Origin of the sequence: Olivibacter sp. CPCC 100613, assembly GCF_036959255.1 — a bacterium.
In the GTDB taxonomy this organism is placed as follows: domain Bacteria; phylum Bacteroidota; class Bacteroidia; order Sphingobacteriales; family Sphingobacteriaceae; genus Olivibacter.
This window is the reverse complement of sequence record NZ_JAWMTI010000003.1, coordinates 342866-364543: the sequence shown is the minus strand read 5'-3', so window position 1 is coordinate 364543 and position 21678 is coordinate 342866. Positions and strand designations below refer to the sequence as shown.

The following is a 21678-nucleotide window of genomic DNA, read 5'->3' as shown; positions in this document are numbered from 1 at the left end:
GAGTTTCTCACAATAGTGAATAATGAAAAATGTTAAGCATTGAATCCGTTCTCATTAGCCTGTTAACTATTCACAAAGGGTGTGGATAAAATGTTTATAAAAGGATCACCTGTTTAAAAATCAATTGCTTAAGATGTATGTGAATAACTTTTCACGTGTTAGTTAAGCGATGCTTAACAATAATAGAAATAGGGGATGTGGTGTTTTTTGCTGTGTCAGTCAATACTTCCGGTAATAATCATTATTAAATATTGAACGTAAACATTATTGCAAAAATGAGGAAAGAATATTGAGAATATATTTGGTAACTTGCACGCCTAATTTTAAGAAAGCATGCGTCAATTTTCAAAACCTATAAAAAGGGAAAGCAATCAAATGATTTTCGGTATTAGAGCCGTAATAGAGGCCATTGATAGTGGAAAGGAAATAGAATCTTTGTTTGTGCAAAGGGGGTTGACGGGCGAGCTATTCAAAGAACTGAAGTATGTTTTGCGTGATAGAAGTATCAGCTACCAGCAAGTTCCGGTAGAAAAGTTAGATCGTATAACACGGAAAAATCATCAAGGTGTCATCGCTGTTATTTCTCCGATAACTTATCAAAAGATTGAAGATGTTATTCCTGCAATATATGAAGAGGGCAGAGTTCCACTGATATTAATATTAGATGGTATAACTGATGTTCGAAACCTGGGGGCAATAGCGCGTACAGCTGCCTGTGCAGGGGTGGATGCCATTGTAGTTCCCAATAAAGGTTCGGCAGAAATTAATCCGGACGCAATAAAAACGTCGGCAGGGGCCCTATATAAAATAACCGTTTGTCGTCACGAAAGCTTAGCCCAAGTAGTGAAATTTCTACAGGAGAGCGGCCTACAAGTCGTTGCATGTACAGAAAAAACAGAAGAAACAATTTATAAACCGGATTTTAAATCGCCAACGGCAATCGTTATGGGAGCAGAGGATATCGGTATATCAGATAATATCATACGACATGCTGATTATTTAGCAAAGATACCGATGATGGGTGATATTGCTTCATTGAATGTGTCCGTAAGTGCTGGTGTGATTATTTACGAAGCCATCAGACAACGATTTAATCAGTAGTATTTAAATTTTTACTTCCCTCATTTCTTCCAAAGCGGAAGGATCATGTTTATGTTTGAAGAGGAACGAAAATAGAAACGCGATAAGGAGTGCATAAGCTGCAAAACAAATCCAGATTTCTTGCCACATCATTTGTCCGTTCAATCTAGTGAAATAATGTTCAATAACGTAGCCACTCATTGCACTTCCAAGGATGGCACCAAAACCATTGGTCATCATCATAAATAAGCCTTGGGCGGAGGAGCGAATATGTGCACCGGTACTTGTTTCAACAAAGAGAGAGCCCGATATATTGAAAAAATCAAAAGCCATTCCGTAAACAATGCAAGAAAGAATAATCATCCAAAGGCCATTAATAGGGTCGGCATAAGCGAGCAAACCAAAACGTAGAACCCAAGCTAGCATACTAATAAGCATCACTTGTTTAATACCAAAACGACGTAAAAAAAAGGGAATTGCCAGAATAAAGACCGTTTCGGAAATTTGAGAAATAGACAAGATGATTGTGGAGTGTCTTACCACCAAGGAATCAGCATAAACAGGATTCTTGCCGAAGTCGGACAGAAAAGCATCTCCGTACATGTTGGTAAGTTGTAAGGCGCCACCCAAGAACATAGAAAACGTAAAAAACAAAGCCATCTTCGGACTACGAAACAACTTGAAAGCATTTAATCCTAGTCGTTCACTAAGCGATGCATTTTCAGATTTTGATTTTGGTGGAGGACAGGACGGTAAAGTGAATGAATATATACCCAATGCGATCGCAGCGATCGCAGCAATATAAAACTGACCTTCCAATGCTTTGTTGCCGCTTAGATCTGTTATCCACATAGCTGCGATAAAACCAACGGTACCCCATACACGAATAGGAGGAAAATCTTGAATTATGTTATACTGGTGCTTTTTCAAAAGTATGTATGCAATGGAGTTAGACAGGGCTATTGTAGGCATATAAAACAACATTGCCAATAGGATCACCCAAAAGAAAGTTTGAGGGTCTTGTACATGGGGTAAATACAGAAAAGTACAACCGAATAGAACATGCAAAACACCATATAGTAATTCAGCATTAACCCATTTATCCGCGATGATACCGGTTAATGCCGGCATAAACAGAGATGAAATTCCCAGTGTAGAGAAGATGGCTCCAAATTCACTGCCCGACCATTGCTTGTTCTGGAACCAATATACACCCACAGTAATCATCCAAGCTCCCCACACAAAAAACTGTAGAAAACTCATCAATGTCAATCTAAATTTTATAGACATATTATGTAAAGCAAAGCTTATGTTGCATTTCTTTAAGAACTACGATGATTTCCGCCGAGATATTTCATCACGTATTTTGGCTGCTTTTTCATAAGCCTCTTCTTGGAGGGCTTGTTGAAGAGCTGCTTTTAATTCATCGTCGGTATAGGATGCGTAAGCGGTTTTTGAACCTTCTCCCGCTGTAGATTGTTCCTCTCTTGGAGTTTCCAGGTTTTCCAGAAACACAAAATCATTGCCTTCAATAACAATTCCTGCGGAAGCAAGAATAAACTCATAAGTATAGATTGGGCAATCAAATCTTATAGCCAAGGCAATCGCGTCGGAAGTTCTAGCATCTATTTCAATATCTTTTTTTCCGTTATTACAAATTAACTTCGCATAAAAGATTCCATCAACCAAATTGTAAATGATGACCTCATGGATGGAAATTCCAAATGTAGAAGCAAAAGTTTTGAACAAATCATGTGTAAGCGGCCTACTGGGAGTAAGCTTCTCGATTTCAATGGCAATTGCTTGCGCCTCAAATCCTCCAATAATGATAGGAAGTCTTCTGCGGCCATTAACTTCACCTAACACCAAAGCATAAGCCCCCGATTGTGTCTGGCTGTAAGATAATCCTACTATTTCTAACTTGATCTTATTCATTTCTCGCAGGCAAATATGCAAAAAGCATTTCATAGCGACGCTATTTTTTTTATAATAGCATCTTATGGGTGTAATTTTTTTTCTTTATAATAAAATCCGGTTTTCGTGCTTAACCAAATGTATACGTATAAATACTTCTGATCATTAACGCCGAAAATTTCAGCTATTTTTATATGCTTTGATGGCCGCAGTGATTTTCGGTACAACGTCAAAAGCATCACCTACGATTCCATAGTCTGCTACTTTAAAGAATGGAGCTTCTGGATCTTTGTTGATAACCACAATCGTTTTTGAAGAGCTTATACCTGCTAAGTGTTGGATAGCTCCTGAAATGCCAATGGCAATGTAGAGGTTTGGGCTTACCGCAATTCCGGTTTGACCAACATGCTCGGAGTGAGGGCGCCATCCTGCATCGGATACTGGTTTGGAACAAGCAGTTGCGGCACCTAGAGCTTCTGCTAATTCCTCTATGATACTCCAGTTTTCAGGGCCTTTTAATCCTCGACCTCCCGACACCACAATTTCTGCTTCGGGTAGAGAAACCTTATCGGTTGCACGAACGATTTCTTTCACAATTATATCGAAATCATCGGATGATGGTTCGCTTTCGAATTTAATTACTTCGGCTTCAACCGGTTTCTCCCGTAACTCAAAGGCGTTTGCGTTTAGCGCAATTACTTTAATAGCTGAATTTAGTTCTGTTATCGCGAAAGCTTTACCTGAAAAGGCAGTTTTTTTTACACGTAATAAAGGGGCTTCTATTGTCGGTAACTCGACGGCGCCATCTGCCAAACCAGCTGAAAGTTTTGCTGCCAGTCGGGGTGCTAAGCCTTTACCACTAAATGAATTGGAAAGTATAACAATGGATGAATTTTCCTGTTTTGCTGCCGCCGCTATAACGGATGCATAGGCTTGATTTGTAAAGGATTTAAGCGCTTCAGAATCAGCGCTTAATATTTTAGTTGTGCCATATTTGCTTAAGTCTTTAAGATTTTCATCTTTTACATCGCCAATAGAAAGCGCAACCAAGGGTTGATTGATGGTATCGGCAATAGCTTTAGCATAAGAAATCACTTCAAATGCTGATTTCTTAAAAATACCCTCTATATTTTCTACAAATACTAATACTGACATCTTTTTTTAATTTAAAATTATTAGGTACTGCTTTACATAATATATTGGCTTTTCAAGTGCCGTACTAGATTACTCTTGCTTTCGTATGTAATAGCTCAATTAATTTTTCGGGTTCTGCCGCATCTATTAGCGTAACTGCACCCCGCGGAGCAGGTGTTTCATATTGTATTATTTTACTGAACGTTTCTACTTCAATGGGTTCTATAACCGTTAATGGTTTTGTGCGAGCAGACATAATACCTCGCATATTAGGTATACGAGGTTCTGCAACACCTTCTGCAGTACCGATCACTAAAGGTAAAGGACTGGAGACAATTTCTTTACCTCCCTCAATCTCGCGCTCTACTGTAGCCTGTCTTTCAAGGATATCGATTTTTTTTGCGATGGAAATGGAAGGGATATGAAGCAATTCACCCAAAAAACCAGCTACTTGCGTTCCATTATAGTCAATGGATTCCCGACCTGTTAAAATTAAATCAAATTGCTTGTCTTGAGCGTAGTTTGCAATTTGTTTAGCAACGAACCACGCATCGCGAGGACTGGCATTCACACGTACAGCATCGTCTGCCCCTGTGGCTAACGCTTTTCTAATAGTAGCTTCAGTGTTTGACTCTCCTACATTTATTACTGTAACACTCCCTTTACCACCTTCTGTCAATTCGATCGCTCTGGATAACGCGATCTCATCGTAGGGATTGATGATAAATTGAATATTTGCACTGTTAAAAGAAGTTCTATCTTCAGAGAAGGTGATTTTTGATGTAGTGTCCGGAACATGACTGATACACACGAGTAATTTCATAATTGCTACCTTTATTAAGTAATAAATTGATTCCCCTCTTCAACCAAAGATAAAAGGAAGTTATCACCACTGTGAAAACAAAATGTACTTTTTTATCTTTGACCTCTAAAGCTTTAAAGATAGGAAAAATCACATAATAATTAAATTTTTAACCATCGAATCTATGAGTAATGACCGTTTGGAGCAACTATTCAACTTTTTAAAAACGAGCCCTGATGAACCATTTATTTTATATGCTATTGCTAGTGAGTATGTTAAAAGGAATGATTTAACTAAAGCATTATATTATTTTCAGGAACTCGTAGATAAGCGACCGGATTATGTGGGTACTTATTACCATTTTGGTAAATTGTACGAAGCTCTTGGAAGAAAAGAAGAGGCTGTTGAAGCGTATCAAAAAGGGATGCTTGCAGCAAAACAGATGAATGACACACATGCTTTTTCTGAACTTCGAACCGTTTACAATAGTATTTTGGGTATAGAACCTGACGACGAACCGTGATGATTCAGGTAACTTATCGAAATATTCAAGCGAAGCGCAATGGCTAATTCCTAATTTTATTTATTTTTACGCCCCTAAAGCATTTAGATTTTGGCAAAGACAGCGAAGAAAGAAACTCCATTAATGCAGCAGTATAATAGTATTAAAGCGAAATATCCAGGTGCTTTATTACTGTTTAGAGTAGGTGATTTTTATGAAACTTTTGGCTCCGATGCAGTAAAGGCTGCGGAAATTCTGGGCATTGTTCTGACCAAGCGTGGTAATGGCAGTGCTTCTGAAACCGCATTGGCGGGATTTCCCCATCATTCGCTTGAAACTTATTTGCCTAAGTTGGTTAGAGCAGGGCAGCGCGTGGCTATCTGTGATCAATTGGAGGATCCAAAATCAGTAAAAACGATTGTAAAACGAGGGGTAACCGAATTGGTAACGCCGGGTGTATCTTATAACGATAATATCATTCAGCAAAAGTCAAATAATTATTTAGCCTCTTTGTTTTTGGATAAGGGTGCTGTAGGCATTTCTTTTCTAGACATTTCAACGGGTGAGTTTTTAGTTGCGCAAGGCAATAATGACTATGTTGACAAACTATTGCAAAGCTTTAAGCCTAGCGAAATTATCCTACCGAAACGCTCCTACGGCGATTTTGTTGCCCAGTTTGGCGATCGATTCTATACATACACATTAGACGAATGGCCTTATAGTGGCGATTATGCGAAGGAGACATTGCTGAAGCATTTTGAAGTCAATTCGTTAAAGGGTTTCGGTATCGATCGCATGCATCTTGCTGTGGTGGCGGCAGGGGTTTCCTTACACTATTTGAATGAAGCACAGCATCGAAATCTACAGCATATCTCTCATGTTGCGCGAATTGAGGAAGACCGCTATATGTGGTTGGACAGGTTTACGATTCGTAATCTGGAATTGATCGGATCAACCAATGAAAATGCTATAACACTTGCTGATGTACTAGACAATACCTCTTCCCCAATGGGAGCCCGATTATTGAAGCGCTGGATGGTGATGCCTTTAAAAGAGGAACGACCCATTAAGGAACGACTGGATGTAGTGGAGTATCTCTTGAGCCAAGTTGATTTGCGTACGGAATTATCACTGGAAATTAAGCAAATCGGTGATTTGGAACGATTGATCAGTAAAATTGGATTGCAAAAGGCAAATCCGAGAGAACTTGTTCAATTGAAGAACGCTTTGCAGGCAATTGGGCGGCTCAAAGAATTAACAGCTAATGCGGATAAGTCGGCGTTAAATGTGATCGCTGAGCAATTAAATCCCTGTAAAATAATTTGTGACCGAATAGAGCGTGAATTACAGCCGGAGCCTCCGGTCTTATTGATTAAAGGAAATGTGATTGCTGATGGCGTTGATGTAGAGTTGGATCGTCTACGCAAAGTTGCATTCGGAGGGAAAGATTATTTACTCGAGATTCAAAGGCGTGAATCGGAAATTACCGGCATCCCCTCTTTAAAGATTTCCTTTAACAATGTGTTTGGCTATTACCTCGAAGTAACGAATGCACATAAAGACAAGGTGCCTACTGATTGGGTAAGAAAACAGACTTTAGTGAATGCCGAGCGTTATATTACCAACGAACTGAAGGAATATGAAGAGCAAATTCTTGGTGCTGAAGATAAAATACAAATCATAGAAAATCGTTTATATAATGAACTCCTTGCGGTGCTGCTCGATTATATAAAGCCCGTTCAATTGAATGCCAATTTAATTTCCCAATTAGATGTATTGTTGAATTTTGCAACAGTTGCGCACAAGAATCATTATGTGAAACCTGTCGTCAATGATGGTAAACTAATTGATATTAAGGGTGGTCGACACCCGGTAATTGAAAAAAATCTACCGATTGGGGAGGAATATATTACCAATGACGTTTTCTTAGATAGCGACAATCAACAAGTCATCATTATTACAGGGCCCAATATGGCTGGTAAATCTGCCTTATTAAGGCAAACCGGTTTGATTGTACTAATGGCACAAATGGGATGCTTTGTTCCGGCAAAACACGCTGAAATAGGCCTCGTCGATAAAATTTTTACGCGGGTTGGCGCTTCTGATAATCTGTCATCAGGTGAATCAACCTTCATGGTTGAAATGAACGAAACAGCTAGCATTCTCAATAACCTATCTGATCGCAGTCTTATTTTGCTGGATGAAATTGGTCGTGGAACCAGTACTTATGACGGGATATCGATTGCCTGGGCGATTGCTGAATATTTACATAATCATCCTTCCGCTAAAGCCAAAACGCTCTTTGCAACGCACTACCATGAGCTTAACGAGCTTACTAATACCTTTGGTCGTATAAAGAATTTTAATGTTTCGGTAAAAGAAGTGAATAATAAGGTTATTTTTCTTCGGAAGTTGGTTCCCGGTGGTAGCGAACATAGCTTCGGAATACACGTCGCTAAGATGGCCGGTATGCCCGCTAAGTTGATTATAAGAGCAAATGAGATACTCAAGCGGCTTGAACAGGAACGTACGGGTGGTGAACATATTAAGGATAGTATGAAGAAGATACAGAAGCAAGCTTATCAGCTGCAAATGTTTTCAATTGACGATCCTATTTTAGTCAAAATCCGTGATATGCTTAATAATTTGGATGTGAATGCATTGACGCCGGTTGAAGCGCTCATGAAATTGGATGAAATTCAGCGCTTGTTAAAAAACTAATCACGTAGCGATAGCCTAACAAGGTACTGGTCATTTTCATCTTCGTAAAGTATTTGGACTACCCAGCCGTCTTGTTGGGCAATTTTTATCAGCGTGCCTTGATCGATATATAACCATCCAAAAGGATTACCTTGCTGATTTTTATATTCATATTGGAATCGCACTTCTCCGTAGTAACTTCCTGTGGCGGGAATGTTTCCTTCGTATAAATAGGCAATATCAGAGGAATCAAATAATAGCTGGCCACCTTTCTTTAAGATCCGTTTACAATGAGCAAGAAGTTGTTTTAAGCCATGAGTCGTTTCAACTAAACCGATGCCATTCATTAGGAAGAGCAGTGTGTCGAATTTTTTTCTTTGATAATGGAAAATGTTCTCATTCACGACTTGTTTGACCCCCCGGTCTTTCATGATTTCACAAGCGATTGTGGAAATTTCTAGAGCAGTGACATCGAAACCCCTATTTTGTAAGTAGAGGCAATGACTACCGACACCTGCTCCCACATCTAATACCGTGCCGTCACATAAAGAAAGCGCGATAAATTCCAACTCCGGAAAATCTTCCTCCTCCCTAAAGAACAGATCCATCGGCATTTCTTCATCCTCGCCATAACTATTATGCAATAGGAGCGGTTCAGTTTGCCCGGTCTTATAAAAATCGAGCAGTGCTGCTCCGTAAACATCGGGATTCATCGTGATATAAGCTAGGGTTTTGGTTAATCATTGATACCAAGAATAGTTTTACTTAATTTAATCATTGCCGGGTCTCCGGTATATTTACCCTTTACATCGGAAAGTTTTACTACAGGTGTCCAGTACGCTTCTTCGGGATAGGCCTCAATCATTTTTATAACAATATTCATAGGCTCTAGATTTACATCATTTGTGAAATTGGTACCTATACCAAAGGAAATACCGATTTTTCCTTGACAATGCTTGGCGATCCGTTCAACTTTTTCATAGTTTAGTCCATCTGAAAAGATGATGGTTTTAGACAAGGGGTCGATTCCCTTACTTTTATAATGCGCGATGGTTTTGTCGGCAAAATCAAGAGGATCACCGCTATCATGCCTTACCCCGTCGAAAAGTTTGGTGAACATTTTATCAAATTGAGAAAAAAAGACATCTGTGGTATAGGTATCTGATAATGCTATTCCCAAATCGCCTCTGTAAACATTTACCCAATGTTCCAGACCTAATCGATTTGCCATCTTGAATCCGTATTTAGCGGCATGGAACATAAACCATTCATGTGCATGTGTACCGATGGGTTTGGTCTGGTTAAGCATCGCCATATGTACATTACTAGTTCCGATAAAGGACATATCACCGAACTGTTTCAATGTCTGTACAACTAAACGATGGGTGTGGTAAGCGTGCCGTCTACGGGTGCCGAACTCGGCAATAGTTACCCCTAATTTTTTATATTGTTCGATTTTACTTTTTGCTCTTTTAATAATTTGTTCATCGCTATCTCCTTGAAGATGATGGAGCTTGTAATAAAGTTCGGATATTAGAGACATGATAGGGACTTCCCATAGGATAGTTCGATACCAATAGCCGGTAATTTTAACAGATAAATTAGTGTCTTCTTGAGAAATTAATATTTCATCAGGATCATAGCGATAGCCTTGTAAAAAATCGAGATAAGTTGGATCGAGATATGGACAGGTATCTTTCAGGTATTTTTTTTCCTCACGTGTTAGGTGTAAACTTGCCATACTGTTAATAGAGATCCTAAGCTCGTCTGCAAAACCGGGCGGAAAATGATGTTTACCGCGATTAATGAACTCGTATTTTGCTTTGGCTTTAGGGAACAATTTGAATACTGCATGCTGCATGGTGAATTTGTAGAAATCATTATCCAACATGGAGTTTAACATGGTGTGAGAATGTGCCATCTTTTATACTAAGTGCCGTACAGGCTAATCGTTTAATTCAACTATTTTTCTTTCGAAATTTTAGGAATAGCCTTAGCCCTGTCCAATTCATTGAACAAGGCGAAGGCTATTCCTAAAGATGATAACTAGAGACCAACTGCTTTAAGCCAAGCTTGAGCCATAAGAGCTGCTCCGGCCAAACTAGGATGAACGCCATCACCTGTCCAATAATTTGCCGGAGCTAGTTTAATTGCTTCATCAAATACTTGTTGATAGGGGATAAAAACAGCATTGAATTCATGCGCTATCTCTTTAGCAGCTGCTCTATATTCGTTAAATTTAGGATACCATTCGTCCGTTACAGCTCGAACATCTTTTACAGCGAACGGTTCACCAATCACTAATTGTAGATGAGGTAATTCCTTTTTTGTTCGCAATAACAGATTTTTGAGGTCATTTTTGTAGGTATCGATTGTCCCTTGATATGGGTTTTCTTTTGCCAAGGTATGCCAATAGTCATTTACGCCAATTAAAATGCTCAGCACATTTGGTTTGATCCTTAAGCAATCATTATCCCATCGATCTGCCAATTGATATACCTTGTTCCCACTGATACCTTTGTTGAAAATTTGAAGATTGAGTGAAGCTTTTTTTAATAATAGCTGCGAAGCGGCAACATAAGCATAACCACTTCCAAGTGTTTTAGGATCATTGACCTCTTCTTTGTCCTTGTCTCTGCCGGCGTCCGTTATGGAATCTCCTTGAAACAAAATGACATCATTTGCGGTTAAGTTAATCGATGTTTCTTTTATGCCGGCTGCTGTAACAATTTGCGGAAGACTGATTGTCGCCGCTGTGCCGAGCGCCAAATTTTGAATAAATTTCCTTCTATTGGTCATAGATTTAAATTTAGTTGAGATAATGGTTAAAAGTGAAAAAAAAATTGTAACAGTTGAATTCAAAAAATATCAAACGAATGTTTAAAAGTAAGTTTTTTAAAATAAACAGTGAGAGACAAAGATCAAAAAATTCATGTAAATATCATAAATAGAGAAAAGATGGAAGCGTTTTAACTTTTGTGTTACTAAATCAGGAATTTATTCAATAAAAAACTACTTTTGCAAAAAAAAGCACTCGGCATTCTTCGTGCCCTTAGCTGATAAATAGAACAAATGATTTCTAAGAAAATAGACCAAAAGCTTATTCAGCTGGGTAATGTACATCACTTTATCATGCGATTCTTCAAGGAGTTGGTTATGCCGCCTTACGAGTTTAAGGAGATCATAAATCAATGCTATGAAGTTGGTGTAAAATCGTTACCACTCATTTCTTTGACAGGTTTTATTACCGGTATTGTATTTACTAATCAATCGAGGCCTTCTTTAGAGGATTTTGGTGCTACCGCAATGCTACCCTCGCTGATTGCTATCGCTATTGTAAGGGCATTAGCTCCTTTGGTGACGGCATTAATTGCTGCAGGGAAAGTAGGTTCTAATATTGGTGCAGAGCTGGGTTCTATGAAAGTAACGGAGCAAATCGATGCGATGGAGGTTTCCGGGACGAATCCGTTTAAGTTTTTAGTCGTCAGCAGAGTATTGGCTACCACCATAATGATCCCTATTTTAAGTTGTTATACTGGATTTGTCGGTCTTATGGGGTCGTTTTTGAATGTCTATCAGCATGAATCTGTCAGTTTTATAAGTTTCTTTGATCAGGTGTTTGAAACGGTGACCTTTCTGGATATCTTTCAGGCTATTATAAAGGCCGGCTTTTTTGGATTTACAATTGGTATTGTCGGTTGCTATCAGGGATATAACTCTTCCAAGGGGACAGAAGGTGTTGGAAAGGCTGCTAATGCCGCAGTGGTCGCTTCCATGTTTCTCATTTTTATTGAGGAACAGTTAGTTGTAATGATTGTTCAAAGTATACGCGGATAAGAATGGAAAAACAGCTATCCCATATTAATTATCAAAACCCTGTAATTAACATCTCCGCACTTCGTAAATCATTCGGAGATCTGCATGTATTGCGAGGTGTAGACCTACAGTTGTTTGAAGGTGAAAACCTAGTGGTTTTGGGACGATCGGGTACAGGTAAATCGGTGTTAATAAAAATTGTGTCCGGTTTGCTTTCGGCCGATGAGGGAAATGTTAATGTTTTAGGGCAAGAAGTAGGTGATCTGGATGAAAAAGCACTCATGGCTTTACGGTTAAAAATTGGTTTTTCTTTCCAGAACAGTGCTTTATATGATAGTATGACTGTCCGTGAGAATCTTGAGTTTCCGCTGGTGAGAAATAAACGATCGCTAACAAGGGGAGAAATTGATAAAGAGGTGCGTGAAGTGTTGGATTCTGTTGGTTTATTGCAAGCATTAAACCAAATGCCTTCTGAGCTTTCAGGAGGACAACGCAAAAGGATAGGTATAGCTCGGACCTTGATTTTACGCCCTGATATTATGTTATACGATGAACCTACGGCCGGCTTAGATCCAATAACCTGTACGGAGATTAATAATTTGATCAACGAAGTACAACAGATATATAAAACATCTTCCATTATTATTACACATGATCTTACCTGCGCAAAAGAAGTCGGGGATCGTATTGTCATGTTATTGGATGGTAAATTTGAGCGACAAGGTCGATTCAATGATATTTTTGACTCGGACGATGCACGTGTCAAAGCATTTTATGATTATAATTTTATCGCATAGTATATGGCTAATAATTCAGATAGTAAAAAGTCGGTAATTGTAGGTTTGTTTACCTTATTAGGGATTATATTTTTTGTTACAGCAATCTTCGTTCTCGGTGGAAATCAAAAACGCTTTACGAAAACTATTGGGCTTAGAACCGTATTAAGCAATGCGGGTGGATTGAAAGCTGGTAACAATGTCTTTTTTTCCGGTGTTAAAATTGGTACCATCAAGAATATCAAATTAATTGAAAACTCTCATGTGGAAATTGATTTCAATATAGAGGAAAAATCGCAAGATTATATCCGTAAAGACGCAGAAGTACGAATAAGTTCTGAAGGCTTTATCGGGAATAAGATCATCGTAATACAAGGTGGAAGTCCGAATGTGGCAGTAGTTGAGGAAGGCGATGTCTTGCAATCTGTAAAAAGTATTGATACGGAAGAGATGATGGCCACTTTACAGGTAAACAATCAAAATCTTGTGGCCATTACAGGCGATATTAAGAAACTAAGTGAAAAAATTGCTAACGGGGAAGGAACGATAGGTGCTATCCTAACTGATTCTACTATGGCACTTCAAGTGAGATCTATTATGACCAGCCTGACTCAGACAGCAGCAAATACTGCTAAAGTGTCGAGCGCATTGGATGCCTTTACGACGAAATTAAATACGGAAGGTTCCTTAGCTAATGAAATTTTGACAGATACAACAGTTTACCAAAGCCTACGGAGCTCCGCAGCGCAGTTGCAGGGCGTTACACAGAGCGCTGCAGCTTTAACCGCAAATCTTACAAAGGCAAGTGAAAAGATGAATAGCAGCGATAACACTTTAGGAGTACTTTTAAATGACCAAGAGATGGCGACGACAATGAAACAAACCATGTGTAATTTGGAAGAAAGTACGGATAAGTTAAATCAAAATATGGAAGCGCTTCAACACAATTTCTTGTTCAGAGGTTTTTTTAAAAAACAAGCAAAGGAAAAAGAGAAAGAAGCTAAGTCCGCCGCGGAAAATTAGAATTAAACATCGTATCGTTCTTCTTTTATTTGTTCAGGTGTTTAAATTTATTTTCACCTTTAACCTCGGTTCTAAAGCTATTAAATCGGGGTTTTACGATCTTTATGCTCTGTTTAGATAAAGCAATACTGGCATTGAGTTCAAAGCCGATCAATATGATAAGGGAGTTTAAGTACAGCCAAATCATAATGACTATAAGTGTACCAATCGAGCCGTAGAGTTTGTTATAGGTGTTAAAATTATTGATATAAAATGCAAAGCCCCAAAAGGTAAGCGCAGCCAAGACAGTGGCTAAAGTTGCCCCAGGACTAAAAAAGCTCCATTTTTTTGAGGAAGATGGCCCATATTTATAAAGAATACTGAGAGTGAAGAAATAGATGCCCAATAATATAATCCATCGTGTAATTCCAATAAGCCAAGCCCAGAAACCGCCTGTGATTTCGATGGTATTTTTCAAGTGATTGATAATAAAAGAGGCTAATGTAACGATACCCATTCCGATAGTTAATGCCATAATAATCATAATGGCGAGAGCCAAGGCGACCAGTCGTTGTTTTACAAAGCTTCTGCTCTCCAATACGAGAGAAGACTTATTGAAAGCGCGCATTAAGCTATGAATGCCGTTGGTAGCAAAAATCATAGCCATTAAAAAACCAAAGGAAAGAAGCCTACTATTTTGATTAGTAACGATATCTAATAGCGTTGATTCAATTGTTTTGTATGCATTTTCAGGTAAGATCATTTGCATGAACTCTAATAATTGCTCCTGAAAATCCTCAATAAAGACTTTAATATAAGGGATCAGTGTAAATAAAAAAATGATACCAGGGAAAATGGCCAACATAAAAGAATAGGCAAGGGAGGAGGCCTTGTTCAACAGCGATTCCCTTGCGATCTCCTGAAAAAAAAAGAGGCCGACGGTATAGAGTGGAAGTTTGCCAAAACCAGGAAGCACCACAATCTTAGTCCACTCGATGAAAAGGTAATAAGGTTTGAGATGTAGTAATTTTCGGTGCAACCAATTCATTTATCCCTCCTCAAAATGTGGTGATAGTCGGTTCAGAAAATCTTGTGGAGGCAAACACGGCTTGTTTTTGTTCATATCGATGAACACAAGCGTTGTCATTCCTATATTGATTAATTCGTCGTTTTCATTGAAAAGCTCATAGTCGAATTTAATTCGTAGAGACGGTTTATAACGAATATATACTTTTATGGTTAACAATTCGTCATATTTTGCCGGTTTTATATATTTACAGGTTAAATCTAAAACAGGCATCATAATTTTACCGGCTTCCATTTGTTTATAAGAAGTGCCCAAACTGCGAAGCATTTCTACCCGTGCTACTTCATAGTATTCTGCATAATTGCCGTAGTAAACATAGCCCATTTGATCGGTTTCACCATATCGTACTCTAATTTGGGTTTCGAATGTCAGCATGTTTATCGTTTAATATTTCGTTCGTTTAAAGCCTGTTGAAATTTTCTTGCATTAATCAAATGCTCGGCCTGATTCGTTGAGAAATTATGATAGCCTGAGAAATCTTCTTTTGCACACATATAAATGTAGTTGTGCTTCTGATAATTGAGTACAGCATCAATTGATGCAATGCTTGGCATCATGATCGGTCCAGGTGGCAGACCTTTATAAATGTAGGTGTTATAGGGAGAATCGGTACGTAAATGCCTGTTCAATACTCTCCGAATGGTAAAATCATTTGTAGCAAATATCACGGTAGGATCTGCCTGTAACAATATGCCTTTTTGCAATCTGTTTAAGTACAGGCCTGCTATTTTCGGCATTTCGTCTGTATGAAGTGCTTCACCTTTTACAATGGAGGCTAATATACTGACCTGAATAGGGGTAAGGTTAATATCGTTCGCTTTCTTTTTGCGTTCTTCTGTCCAAAAATTGTTGTACTCTTTATTCATTCTGGCAAAGAATTCATCAGCAGCAATATTCCAATACATTTCATAAGTGTTAGGAATAAACATAGTAAAGAAATTATCTGTGTTGAATCCATACTTGGCGGCCAGCGTATCACTGTTTAATAAAGCAATTAAAAGCGTGGAATCGGGTTCGATCTGTGTCGCGATATAGCCCGCAAATTGATCCCTAAGTCGAATATTTTGAAAACGCAATTTTACGGGTTCTTGAAATCCACCTCCAAGCATGTTGATTAGCGTGCGGTTGTTTGCCCCCTTTTTTAATTTATATTTTCCAGGTTTGATGCGCGATGGATATTCCATCTTCTCAGCGGCCCATCGAAAGCTTGCGGTATCTGATACAATGTTCTTCTCGCCTAAATCTTCCAACAGATCATTAAAAGTGGCACCCGTTCTAACATAAAGATATTCTTCCGCATCCGTTACGTTAGGTGCAAAATATCGTTTGTAATAGGTATAAGCAATAACGCTACCTGCCAATAATGCAATAATCAGGATGATGCTGATAACCCGCCTGCCTATCGATTTTTTTTTTGGTATAGGAACTGTCTCCATTATGTGATGGTTTAATTGCTTAATGCTAAGTTTACAGGTGTGCCAATACTGACTTTTTTCAAGTTAGTTGTATCTGGCTCTGGTGTCTGGCTAACCACCCGAGCACTGGCACTGTCGACCACAGGTCCCATATATTTCACTGTTCCTAATGTCAACGATGCACCTTTTAGCGAGAATATAGCTTCATCAAGCGTATAACCCACTAGATCAGGAACAGCTACTTCGCTATCACCCATCCCGTTCCCCAGAACCAGATCAATCTTGCTGCCTTTAGGAATCGGTTGCCCTGCATTTATCTTTTGCCCTGCATATTTAACATCCAGCACGCGATCGCGTGCGATGTCTGGTATATAAATAGTATCTCCCAATTTTAAGCCGTAGTTATTCAACGTAGAAATCGCCTCGAGAAGTGCCATCTCTGTCAAATTCGGTAATTGCACTTCGGGCGCGTTTTTTGTGATGATGGTTAAATAAAGTGTTCTGTTCAGCTTTACTTTAGTTCCTGGGTCAGGATCTTGTTCTATGACCAGGCCCGGTTGCTTATCAGCTTGATAAACAGAGTCAACCTGATATCTAAAGCCTTGTGCTTCCAGCTTATCTACTGCATTTTCAATGCTTATCCCTTTTAGAACAGGAACTTCTATTGATTCTCCGTGACGCGTGTAAAATCTCAAGCTATAAAAAAGTAAAAAAAGAAAAACCACACCGGATATAATAGCGATAATTAGATTCTTTCTGAATGTTTGGGTTCTTAAGTACTGAAAAAGTTTGCTCATCTAAGATGTCCTCGTTGAATTTTTAACTTAATTCTAAAACGTAAAAAGTATGCCAATTCTTTTAAGACGATGAATAAAGATAACAATATTCAACTATCTTTGTTCGTAATACTTTACTGATATATGAACGCAAAAATAGCATTAATTACCGGTGGATTTACGGGTGAGATAGAAATTTCCTTAAAAAGTGCCGCTTTCGTTGAACAGAAGCTGTGTGCAAGCCAATACGATGTATATAAAATAATATTAACACAACAAAGCTGGTACTATGTAGATGAGGTAGGTATTAAGCATGAGATAAATCGTAATGATTTTACGTTATCGCTGAAAAATGGGATTGTTAAATTTGATTTGGCCTTCATTATGATACATGGGTCACCGGGTGAAGATGGAAAGCTACAAGGTTATCTTGACATGATTGGATTGAAGTACACTTCTTGTGATACGCTAACCTCTGCTTTAACAATGAATAAGGCGTATACCAAATATTTACTGCAAGGAATCGAAAACCTGTATTTGGCCCCTTCGGTTTGCCTTTCTCCCGCGAATAGAGCGGCGTGTGAGATAAGTATTATAAAGGATCTGAAATTACCTTACTTTGTAAAGCCAAATGGGGGAGGGAGTAGCATTGGTATGACCAAAGTAAAGCAAATTGACGAACTTGCTTCCGCGCTTGACAGAGCCTTTGGTACGGAGAACGCCGGTAAGCAAGTTTTGGTAGAAGAATTTGTTGCCGGTAGGGAGTTTTCTGTAGGTATTTACAACAGCAAAGAAGGATTGAAGGTACTACCCGCAACAGAGGTAATTACTACGCGGGAATTTTTCGATTTTGACGCAAAATACATTCCAGGTCTTACGAACGAAGTTACGCCGGCTGATTTAACAGTTGAGCAACAAGCTAGAATGGAAAAATTGGTGAAAGAAGTTTATATAAGATTAAACTGTAAAGGACTTGTTCGTGTTGATTTTTTCTTGGAACGGGAAACTGATAAATTTTATTTCATTGAAATCAATACCATTCCAGGCCAAACAGAAACCAGCTTTATACCACAGCAGGTAAGGGCAGCGGGCCTTTCAGAAAGTGACTTTTACGTGGAGCTAATTGAACAAGAACTGTTAAATTAGCTCCGAAGAAATCGGCCGAATGGTGCGCGTTAGCCGATTCCCAAAAAAGCTTAGCTTAGATTGAATATTTTTCCAGCATTTCCTCTGTTATAAAGGCCGATCTTCCTGATTTTAATTCAATAAGCGCATAATCGAACCAACCATCGCAGGATACTTTTCCTGAATCTTTAAATTTGATGGCAAAGGTTACGACACATCCTTTGTCCTTCATCTCTTCTACGCCTGTTTCCACAATGAAGTATTGCCCTAGTTTTAGTGGACGTTTATAGTTAACATGAGCGGTACGTACTACCCATCCAAAACCTTGATCCATAAACTCTTCCATGGTCATGCCGTAGAATAATTCCATTTGCTCATACCTAGCTGCCAATACGTAATCAAAATATTTGCTGTTATGTACATGCTGAAACATGTCTATATCATCCGGCCGCACTTTAAATTCGCTCTCAAAACGAGCATAGTTATTCATCATCTCTGCTAAGATAAAGAAATTTTTGTGTCGACCAAGGATTTGCCAGGCGGTGCACAAAAAATTTTACGTTACGTCCGGTATGCGTTGTTGTAAAATATTTAGCGGCTTTATTTTGAAAGGAAATGTAATTGTGTTACCTTTGCACCCAATTAATTTTTTATTAACGCTTTAATATTATTCAAGTAATGTATTTAAGTAAAGAGTACAAAGAAGGAATTTTCTCAGAATTTGCGGGAAATGCCAAGAACACCGGTTCAACCGAAGGGCAAGTAGCATTATTTACCAAACGTATTGCGCATCTAACAGAACATTTGAAAAAAAATCGTAAAGATTTTTCTACGCAGTTAGCTTTGCAGAAGTTAGTAGGTAAACGCCGTGCCTTATTATCTTATTTGTATAAAAAAGATATCGCAAGATATCGTGCTATCATCAAAGCTTTGGAACTGAGAGATATTATAAAATAACTTTTAGTACAAAGAGAGAAAGAAAGCCATTATTAACGTAATGGCTTTCTTGTTTTTCTTAACACTCAACTCTATACTTTGCAGTAGCTGCGTTTAAAAATGTTCAAATACGGTTTGATTTATTGCTCTACTCTTCGCGTAGAGAGTCTATAGGCTTTACACTTGCTGCTCGAACTACTTGAACGGAAATGGTTAGTAATGCGATTATGAACACTAACAGTCCGGCGATAAAAAACATCCACCATTGGAGTTGAACGCTATAGGTAAAATTATTTAACCACTTGTTCATCCAGACATACCCTAGGGGCATTGAAATAAGTAGGGCGATTAGGACAAGTTTGAAAAAATCTTTAGAAAGTAACCCAACTATACCGCTAATCGTCGCACCCATAACTCGTCTTACACCTATTTCTTTGATACGTTGTTCAATCGAGAATATGACTAAACCTAATAATCCCAAACAGGAAATCATGATGGCCAGCACGGCAAAAATAATAGCCAGTTTTGAGGTCGTCACTTCACTGTTATACATGTTTTCATACGCTTGATCTACAAACTGATACATGAAAGGGAAGTTTGGATTTAATTCATTATATACTTTCTCCAAACTGGCGAGGGCAGCTGTTAGTTGATTGGCTTTTGTACGGACAATGATAAAACCGAAATACTCATATTCTTTAACGTCAATAATTATTGGTTTGATAGGATCGTGAAGGGATTCCGTATGAAAATCCTTTAAAACGCCGATGATACGGCCCCTTTTGTTCCAAGCCGATACCCATTTTCCCAAAGGATGCTTATAGCCCATTTGTTTAACGGCTTCTTCGTTTACTAAAAAAGCATCCGTAGAGTCTGTTTTTATATCCTTAGAAAAATCCCTTCCTTCCATAATAGTCAATTTCATTAAACGGATAAAATCGAAACCGACAGAGGCAGGTTTGAAGGCTACCGAAGTATTGGCAGGCTTTCCCTGCCAATTAATAGGTGCGGAGGTTTCGAAACTCATTTCATGAGGGGCTTCTGAGCTTCGATCGATCATGGCGATGCCGGGTAAATTTGATGCTTTTTGTTTAAATAATTGATATTTCTCAAATTTAGAGAGCTCACCTTCAATACGAATGTATAGTAGGTTTTCGCGGTCATACCCTAAGTCGTTATTTTTAATAAAGGACACCTGATTGGTAACAACAATTGTAGTGATGATAAGTAAAGACGAAAGGCTGAATTGAAATATAGTGGTCACTTTTCTAAATAGAATGGCTCTTTTACTTGAGCGAAGAACACCTTTAACTGTTTGAATGGGTTTAAGTGAAGATAAATACATGGCCGGGTAAAATCCTGCAATGATACCGGTTACAACAACTAAACTAATGGTTTCAATCCAAAAGGAAAATTGAAAAAAGGGATAATCCATTTCTTTTGTAGTTAACCAATTAAATGCGGGTAATAAAATTAGCAAGAGTAAAACAGATGAAATTGCAGCCAAAAGGCAAAACAGAATGGATTCGCCAAAAAACTGACCTATTAGATAAATTCGATTTGAACCTATTACTTTTCTAAGCCCCACTTCTTTTGCTCTTTTAACCGATCTGGCCGTAGCCAGATTCATAAAATTGATGCACGCTAAAAGGAGAACAAAAACAGCTGCTCCTTTGAACAGCCGTATATATTCTATACGCCCACCGGTAGGCTCACCGTTCATGAAATGATTGTAAAGATATTGGTCTGCAAAAGGTTGTAAACCCAGTTGCGTTTGAATACCTATTTGCTTTTCCAATCTCGTATCAAGCAGTTTCGCCAATTTCTTCTCCGCCTGTTGTATATTGACATTTTTTTTGAATTGGACATAAGTGAAAATATTAGTAGAAGCCCATTCTAGTAAACGCTTCTGCGCATCCCAATTAAAGAGATAGTCAAATTGAAGCGAACTTTCTTTTGGGATGTTCTCGAATACAGCCGTCACAATAAAGTTGTGTTTGTTTTCATAACGCACCGTCTTTCCCATAGCTTCTCGAGGACTTCCAAAAAATATTTCTGCCATTTTTCGAGAAATAGCAATACCATGAAGGTTTGCCAAAGCCGTTTCGGGGTTTCCTGCAATTAGTGGAAAGCTAAACATATTAAAAAAATCCCTGCTTGCTCGGGAGCCGGCTAATTTGACTTTCGTTTCCCCCACCTGAAAGGTTTCTGGATGGCCCCAGGGCAATTCATAGGCCGCAATATAAAATGAAAGATGTTCTATCTCCGGAATTTGCTCCTTTGCATCTTCCAATAAGAGCGATACTTCGGTGCCGTTGCCCTGAAATGGACTCGCATAAGTGGCTTCTTTCTTTCCGTCGGCTGTTGACGTTATATAGGCAGTGTATAGTCTGTGCTCGTGAAAATTATCTTTACTCCGTTCATCTGATATCCATAATGAAATGAGTAAGTAACAGGTAATGCCTAAGGAAAGACCTATAATATTGATAGCGCTCTGCGCTTTATGCCTGACAATGTTTCGCCAGGCGGTTTTGAAATAACTTGTAATCATTATTATTTATAAAATTGGTATCTTTCAATAATTTTGTCTTCTAGGTGCCAATTTATTGATAT

21 protein-coding genes are annotated in these 21678 nt (G+C 38.5%); 8 read left to right on the top strand and 13 right to left on the bottom strand.

Translation table 11 applies throughout. The annotated features are described in order from the left end of the window. Positions 1-333: 333 nt before the first annotated feature. Complete coding sequence (gene rlmB, locus RYH73_RS12520; RefSeq protein ID WP_335313774.1) at positions 334-1101, top strand: 23S rRNA (guanosine(2251)-2'-O)-methyltransferase RlmB; 768 nt, start codon at positions 334-336, stop codon at positions 1099-1101. 3 nt (positions 1102-1104) lie between these two features. Here the strand turns inward: rlmB and RYH73_RS12515 are convergent, their stop codons facing one another. The 4 genes from RYH73_RS12515 to RYH73_RS12500 all read right to left on the bottom strand — a co-directional run bounded on the left by RYH73_RS12515 (position 1105) and on the right by RYH73_RS12500 (position 4951). Then, complete coding sequence (locus RYH73_RS12515) at positions 1105-2370, bottom strand: nucleoside permease (RefSeq protein ID WP_335313773.1); 1266 nt, start codon at positions 2368-2370, stop codon at positions 1105-1107. 39 nt (positions 2371-2409) lie between these two features. After that, positions 2410-3015, bottom strand: coding sequence for a bifunctional nuclease family protein (locus RYH73_RS12510; RefSeq protein ID WP_335313772.1), 606 nt, complete (start codon positions 3013-3015; stop codon positions 2410-2412). A 159-nt stretch (positions 3016-3174) separates the two neighbouring features. Continuing rightward, entirely contained in the window at positions 3175-4149 is a 975-nt protein-coding gene (locus RYH73_RS12505; RefSeq protein ID WP_335313771.1) for an electron transfer flavoprotein subunit alpha/FixB family protein, read from the bottom strand. Between the two features lie 64 nt (positions 4150-4213). After that, entirely contained in the window at positions 4214-4951 is a 738-nt protein-coding gene (locus RYH73_RS12500; protein ID WP_335313770.1) for an electron transfer flavoprotein subunit beta/FixA family protein, read from the bottom strand. A gap of 163 nt (positions 4952-5114) precedes the next feature. Here RYH73_RS12500 and RYH73_RS12495 point away from each other — a divergent pair, with 163 nt between their 5' ends. Together RYH73_RS12495 and mutS are read left to right on the top strand one after the other, a co-directional pair. Continuing rightward, positions 5115-5453: a heme biosynthesis protein HemY gene (locus tag RYH73_RS12495; RefSeq protein ID WP_335313769.1), complete on the top strand. Its 339-nt coding sequence runs from the start codon at positions 5115-5117 to the stop codon at positions 5451-5453. A 90-nt stretch (positions 5454-5543) separates the two neighbouring features. Continuing rightward, positions 5544-8153 (top strand): DNA mismatch repair protein MutS, encoded by a 2610-nt coding sequence (mutS, locus tag RYH73_RS12490; RefSeq protein WP_335313768.1) that lies wholly within the window; start codon positions 5544-5546, stop codon positions 8151-8153. Here mutS and RYH73_RS12485 read toward each other — a convergent pair. From RYH73_RS12485 to RYH73_RS12475, 3 genes are all read right to left on the bottom strand, one after another. After that, a complete protein-coding gene (locus RYH73_RS12485) occupies positions 8150-8845 on the bottom strand; it encodes a class I SAM-dependent methyltransferase (protein WP_335313767.1) in 696 nt (231 codons plus the stop codon). The two genes, mutS and RYH73_RS12485, sit on opposite strands and share 4 nt — an antisense overlap. Before the next feature lie 23 nt (positions 8846-8868). Next, positions 8869-10053 carry a nicotinate phosphoribosyltransferase gene (gene pncB, locus RYH73_RS12480; protein WP_335313766.1) on the bottom strand — a complete coding sequence of 395 codons (1185 nt, stop codon included), beginning with the start codon at positions 10051-10053 and terminating at the stop codon, positions 8869-8871. A gap of 125 nt (positions 10054-10178) precedes the next feature. Next, the gene (locus RYH73_RS12475; protein ID WP_335313765.1) at positions 10179-10931 is read right to left on the bottom strand and encodes an SGNH/GDSL hydrolase family protein; all 753 of its coding nucleotides are present in this window, start codon (positions 10929-10931) and stop codon (positions 10179-10181) included. Positions 10932-11204: 273 nt separating this feature from the next. On the opposite strand from RYH73_RS12475, the gene RYH73_RS12470 reads away from it, so the two are divergent. The 3 genes from RYH73_RS12470 to RYH73_RS12460 are packed head-to-tail and all read left to right on the top strand — an operon-like array spanning position 11205 to position 13747. Beyond that, on the top strand, positions 11205-11969 hold the full coding sequence (locus tag RYH73_RS12470; RefSeq protein ID WP_335313764.1) for an MlaE family ABC transporter permease: 765 nt from the start codon (positions 11205-11207) through the stop codon (positions 11967-11969). 2 nt (positions 11970-11971) lie between these two features. Beyond that, positions 11972-12745 (top strand): ABC transporter ATP-binding protein, encoded by a 774-nt coding sequence (locus tag RYH73_RS12465; RefSeq protein ID WP_335313763.1) that lies wholly within the window; start codon positions 11972-11974, stop codon positions 12743-12745. Between the two features lie 3 nt (positions 12746-12748). After that, positions 12749-13747 (top strand): MlaD family protein, encoded by a 999-nt coding sequence (locus RYH73_RS12460; protein ID WP_335313762.1) that lies wholly within the window; start codon positions 12749-12751, stop codon positions 13745-13747. Between the two features lie 25 nt (positions 13748-13772). On the opposite strand, the gene RYH73_RS12455 is transcribed toward RYH73_RS12460, so the two are convergent. Genes RYH73_RS12455 through RYH73_RS12440 form a run of 4 tightly spaced genes read right to left on the bottom strand, consistent with a single transcriptional unit; the run spans position 13773 to position 17025 of the window. Next, on the bottom strand, positions 13773-14774 hold the full coding sequence (locus tag RYH73_RS12455) for a YihY/virulence factor BrkB family protein (protein ID WP_335313761.1): 1002 nt from the start codon (positions 14772-14774) through the stop codon (positions 13773-13775). Then, entirely contained in the window at positions 14775-15188 is a 414-nt protein-coding gene (locus RYH73_RS12450; protein WP_335313760.1) for an acyl-CoA thioesterase, read from the bottom strand. It abuts the gene before it with no gap. Positions 15189-15190: 2 nt separating this feature from the next. Continuing rightward, positions 15191-16249, bottom strand: a complete 1059-nt coding sequence (mltG, locus tag RYH73_RS12445) for an endolytic transglycosylase MltG (protein WP_335313759.1) — start codon at positions 16247-16249, stop codon at positions 15191-15193. A gap of 11 nt (positions 16250-16260) precedes the next feature. Beyond that, positions 16261-17025, bottom strand: coding sequence for a PASTA domain-containing protein (locus RYH73_RS12440; protein ID WP_335313758.1), 765 nt, complete (start codon positions 17023-17025; stop codon positions 16261-16263). Between the two features lie 123 nt (positions 17026-17148). Between RYH73_RS12440 and RYH73_RS12435 the strand changes: the two genes are divergently transcribed. Continuing rightward, on the top strand, positions 17149-18150 hold the full coding sequence (locus RYH73_RS12435) for a D-alanine--D-alanine ligase (protein ID WP_335313757.1): 1002 nt from the start codon (positions 17149-17151) through the stop codon (positions 18148-18150). A gap of 55 nt (positions 18151-18205) precedes the next feature. Here the strand turns inward: RYH73_RS12435 and RYH73_RS12430 are convergent, their stop codons facing one another. After that, on the bottom strand, positions 18206-18622 hold the full coding sequence (locus RYH73_RS12430; protein WP_335313756.1) for an acyl-CoA thioesterase: 417 nt from the start codon (positions 18620-18622) through the stop codon (positions 18206-18208). 185 nt (positions 18623-18807) lie between these two features. On the opposite strand from RYH73_RS12430, the gene rpsO reads away from it, so the two are divergent. Beyond that, entirely contained in the window at positions 18808-19086 is a 279-nt protein-coding gene (gene rpsO / locus RYH73_RS12425) for a 30S ribosomal protein S15 (protein ID WP_335313755.1), read from the top strand. Positions 19087-19213: 127 nt separating this feature from the next. Here the strand turns inward: rpsO and RYH73_RS12420 are convergent, their stop codons facing one another. Further along, positions 19214-21616 carry an ABC transporter permease gene (locus RYH73_RS12420; protein ID WP_335313754.1) on the bottom strand — a complete coding sequence of 801 codons (2403 nt, stop codon included), beginning with the start codon at positions 21614-21616 and terminating at the stop codon, positions 19214-19216. Between the last annotated feature and the right edge of the window lie 62 nt (positions 21617-21678).

Coding starts and splice junctions, on each gene's coding strand:
- rlmB (WP_335313774.1), top strand. CDS start 334: ATGCGTCAATTTTCAAAACCTATAAAAAGGGAAAGCAATCAAATGATT.
- RYH73_RS12515 (WP_335313773.1), bottom strand. CDS start 2,370: ATGTCTATAAAATTTAGATTGACATTGATGAGTTTTCTACAGTTTTTT.
- RYH73_RS12510 (WP_335313772.1), bottom strand. CDS start 3,015: ATGAATAAGATCAAGTTAGAAATAGTAGGATTATCTTACAGCCAGACA.
- RYH73_RS12505 (WP_335313771.1), bottom strand. CDS start 4,149: ATGTCAGTATTAGTATTTGTAGAAAATATAGAGGGTATTTTTAAGAAA.
- RYH73_RS12500 (WP_335313770.1), bottom strand. CDS start 4,951: ATGAAATTACTCGTGTGTATCAGTCATGTTCCGGACACTACATCAAAA.
- RYH73_RS12495 (WP_335313769.1), top strand. CDS start 5,115: ATGAGTAATGACCGTTTGGAGCAACTATTCAACTTTTTAAAAACGAGC.
- RYH73_RS12485 (WP_335313767.1), bottom strand. CDS start 8,845: ATGAATCCCGATGTTTACGGAGCAGCACTGCTCGATTTTTATAAGACC.
- pncB (WP_335313766.1), bottom strand. CDS start 10,053: ATGGCACATTCTCACACCATGTTAAACTCCATGTTGGATAATGATTTC.
- RYH73_RS12475 (WP_335313765.1), bottom strand. CDS start 10,931: ATGACCAATAGAAGGAAATTTATTCAAAATTTGGCGCTCGGCACAGCG.
- RYH73_RS12470 (WP_335313764.1), top strand. CDS start 11,205: ATGATTTCTAAGAAAATAGACCAAAAGCTTATTCAGCTGGGTAATGTA.
- RYH73_RS12465 (WP_335313763.1), top strand. CDS start 11,972: ATGGAAAAACAGCTATCCCATATTAATTATCAAAACCCTGTAATTAAC.
- RYH73_RS12460 (WP_335313762.1), top strand. CDS start 12,749: ATGGCTAATAATTCAGATAGTAAAAAGTCGGTAATTGTAGGTTTGTTT.
- RYH73_RS12455 (WP_335313761.1), bottom strand. CDS start 14,774: ATGAATTGGTTGCACCGAAAATTACTACATCTCAAACCTTATTACCTT.
- RYH73_RS12450 (WP_335313760.1), bottom strand. CDS start 15,188: ATGCTGACATTCGAAACCCAAATTAGAGTACGATATGGTGAAACCGAT.
- mltG (WP_335313759.1), bottom strand. CDS start 16,249: ATGGAGACAGTTCCTATACCAAAAAAAAAATCGATAGGCAGGCGGGTT.
- RYH73_RS12440 (WP_335313758.1), bottom strand. CDS start 17,025: ATGAGCAAACTTTTTCAGTACTTAAGAACCCAAACATTCAGAAAGAAT.
- RYH73_RS12435 (WP_335313757.1), top strand. CDS start 17,149: ATGAACGCAAAAATAGCATTAATTACCGGTGGATTTACGGGTGAGATA.
- RYH73_RS12430 (WP_335313756.1), bottom strand. CDS start 18,622: ATGATGAATAACTATGCTCGTTTTGAGAGCGAATTTAAAGTGCGGCCG.
- rpsO (WP_335313755.1), top strand. CDS start 18,808: ATGTATTTAAGTAAAGAGTACAAAGAAGGAATTTTCTCAGAATTTGCG.
- RYH73_RS12420 (WP_335313754.1), bottom strand. CDS start 21,616: ATGATTACAAGTTATTTCAAAACCGCCTGGCGAAACATTGTCAGGCAT.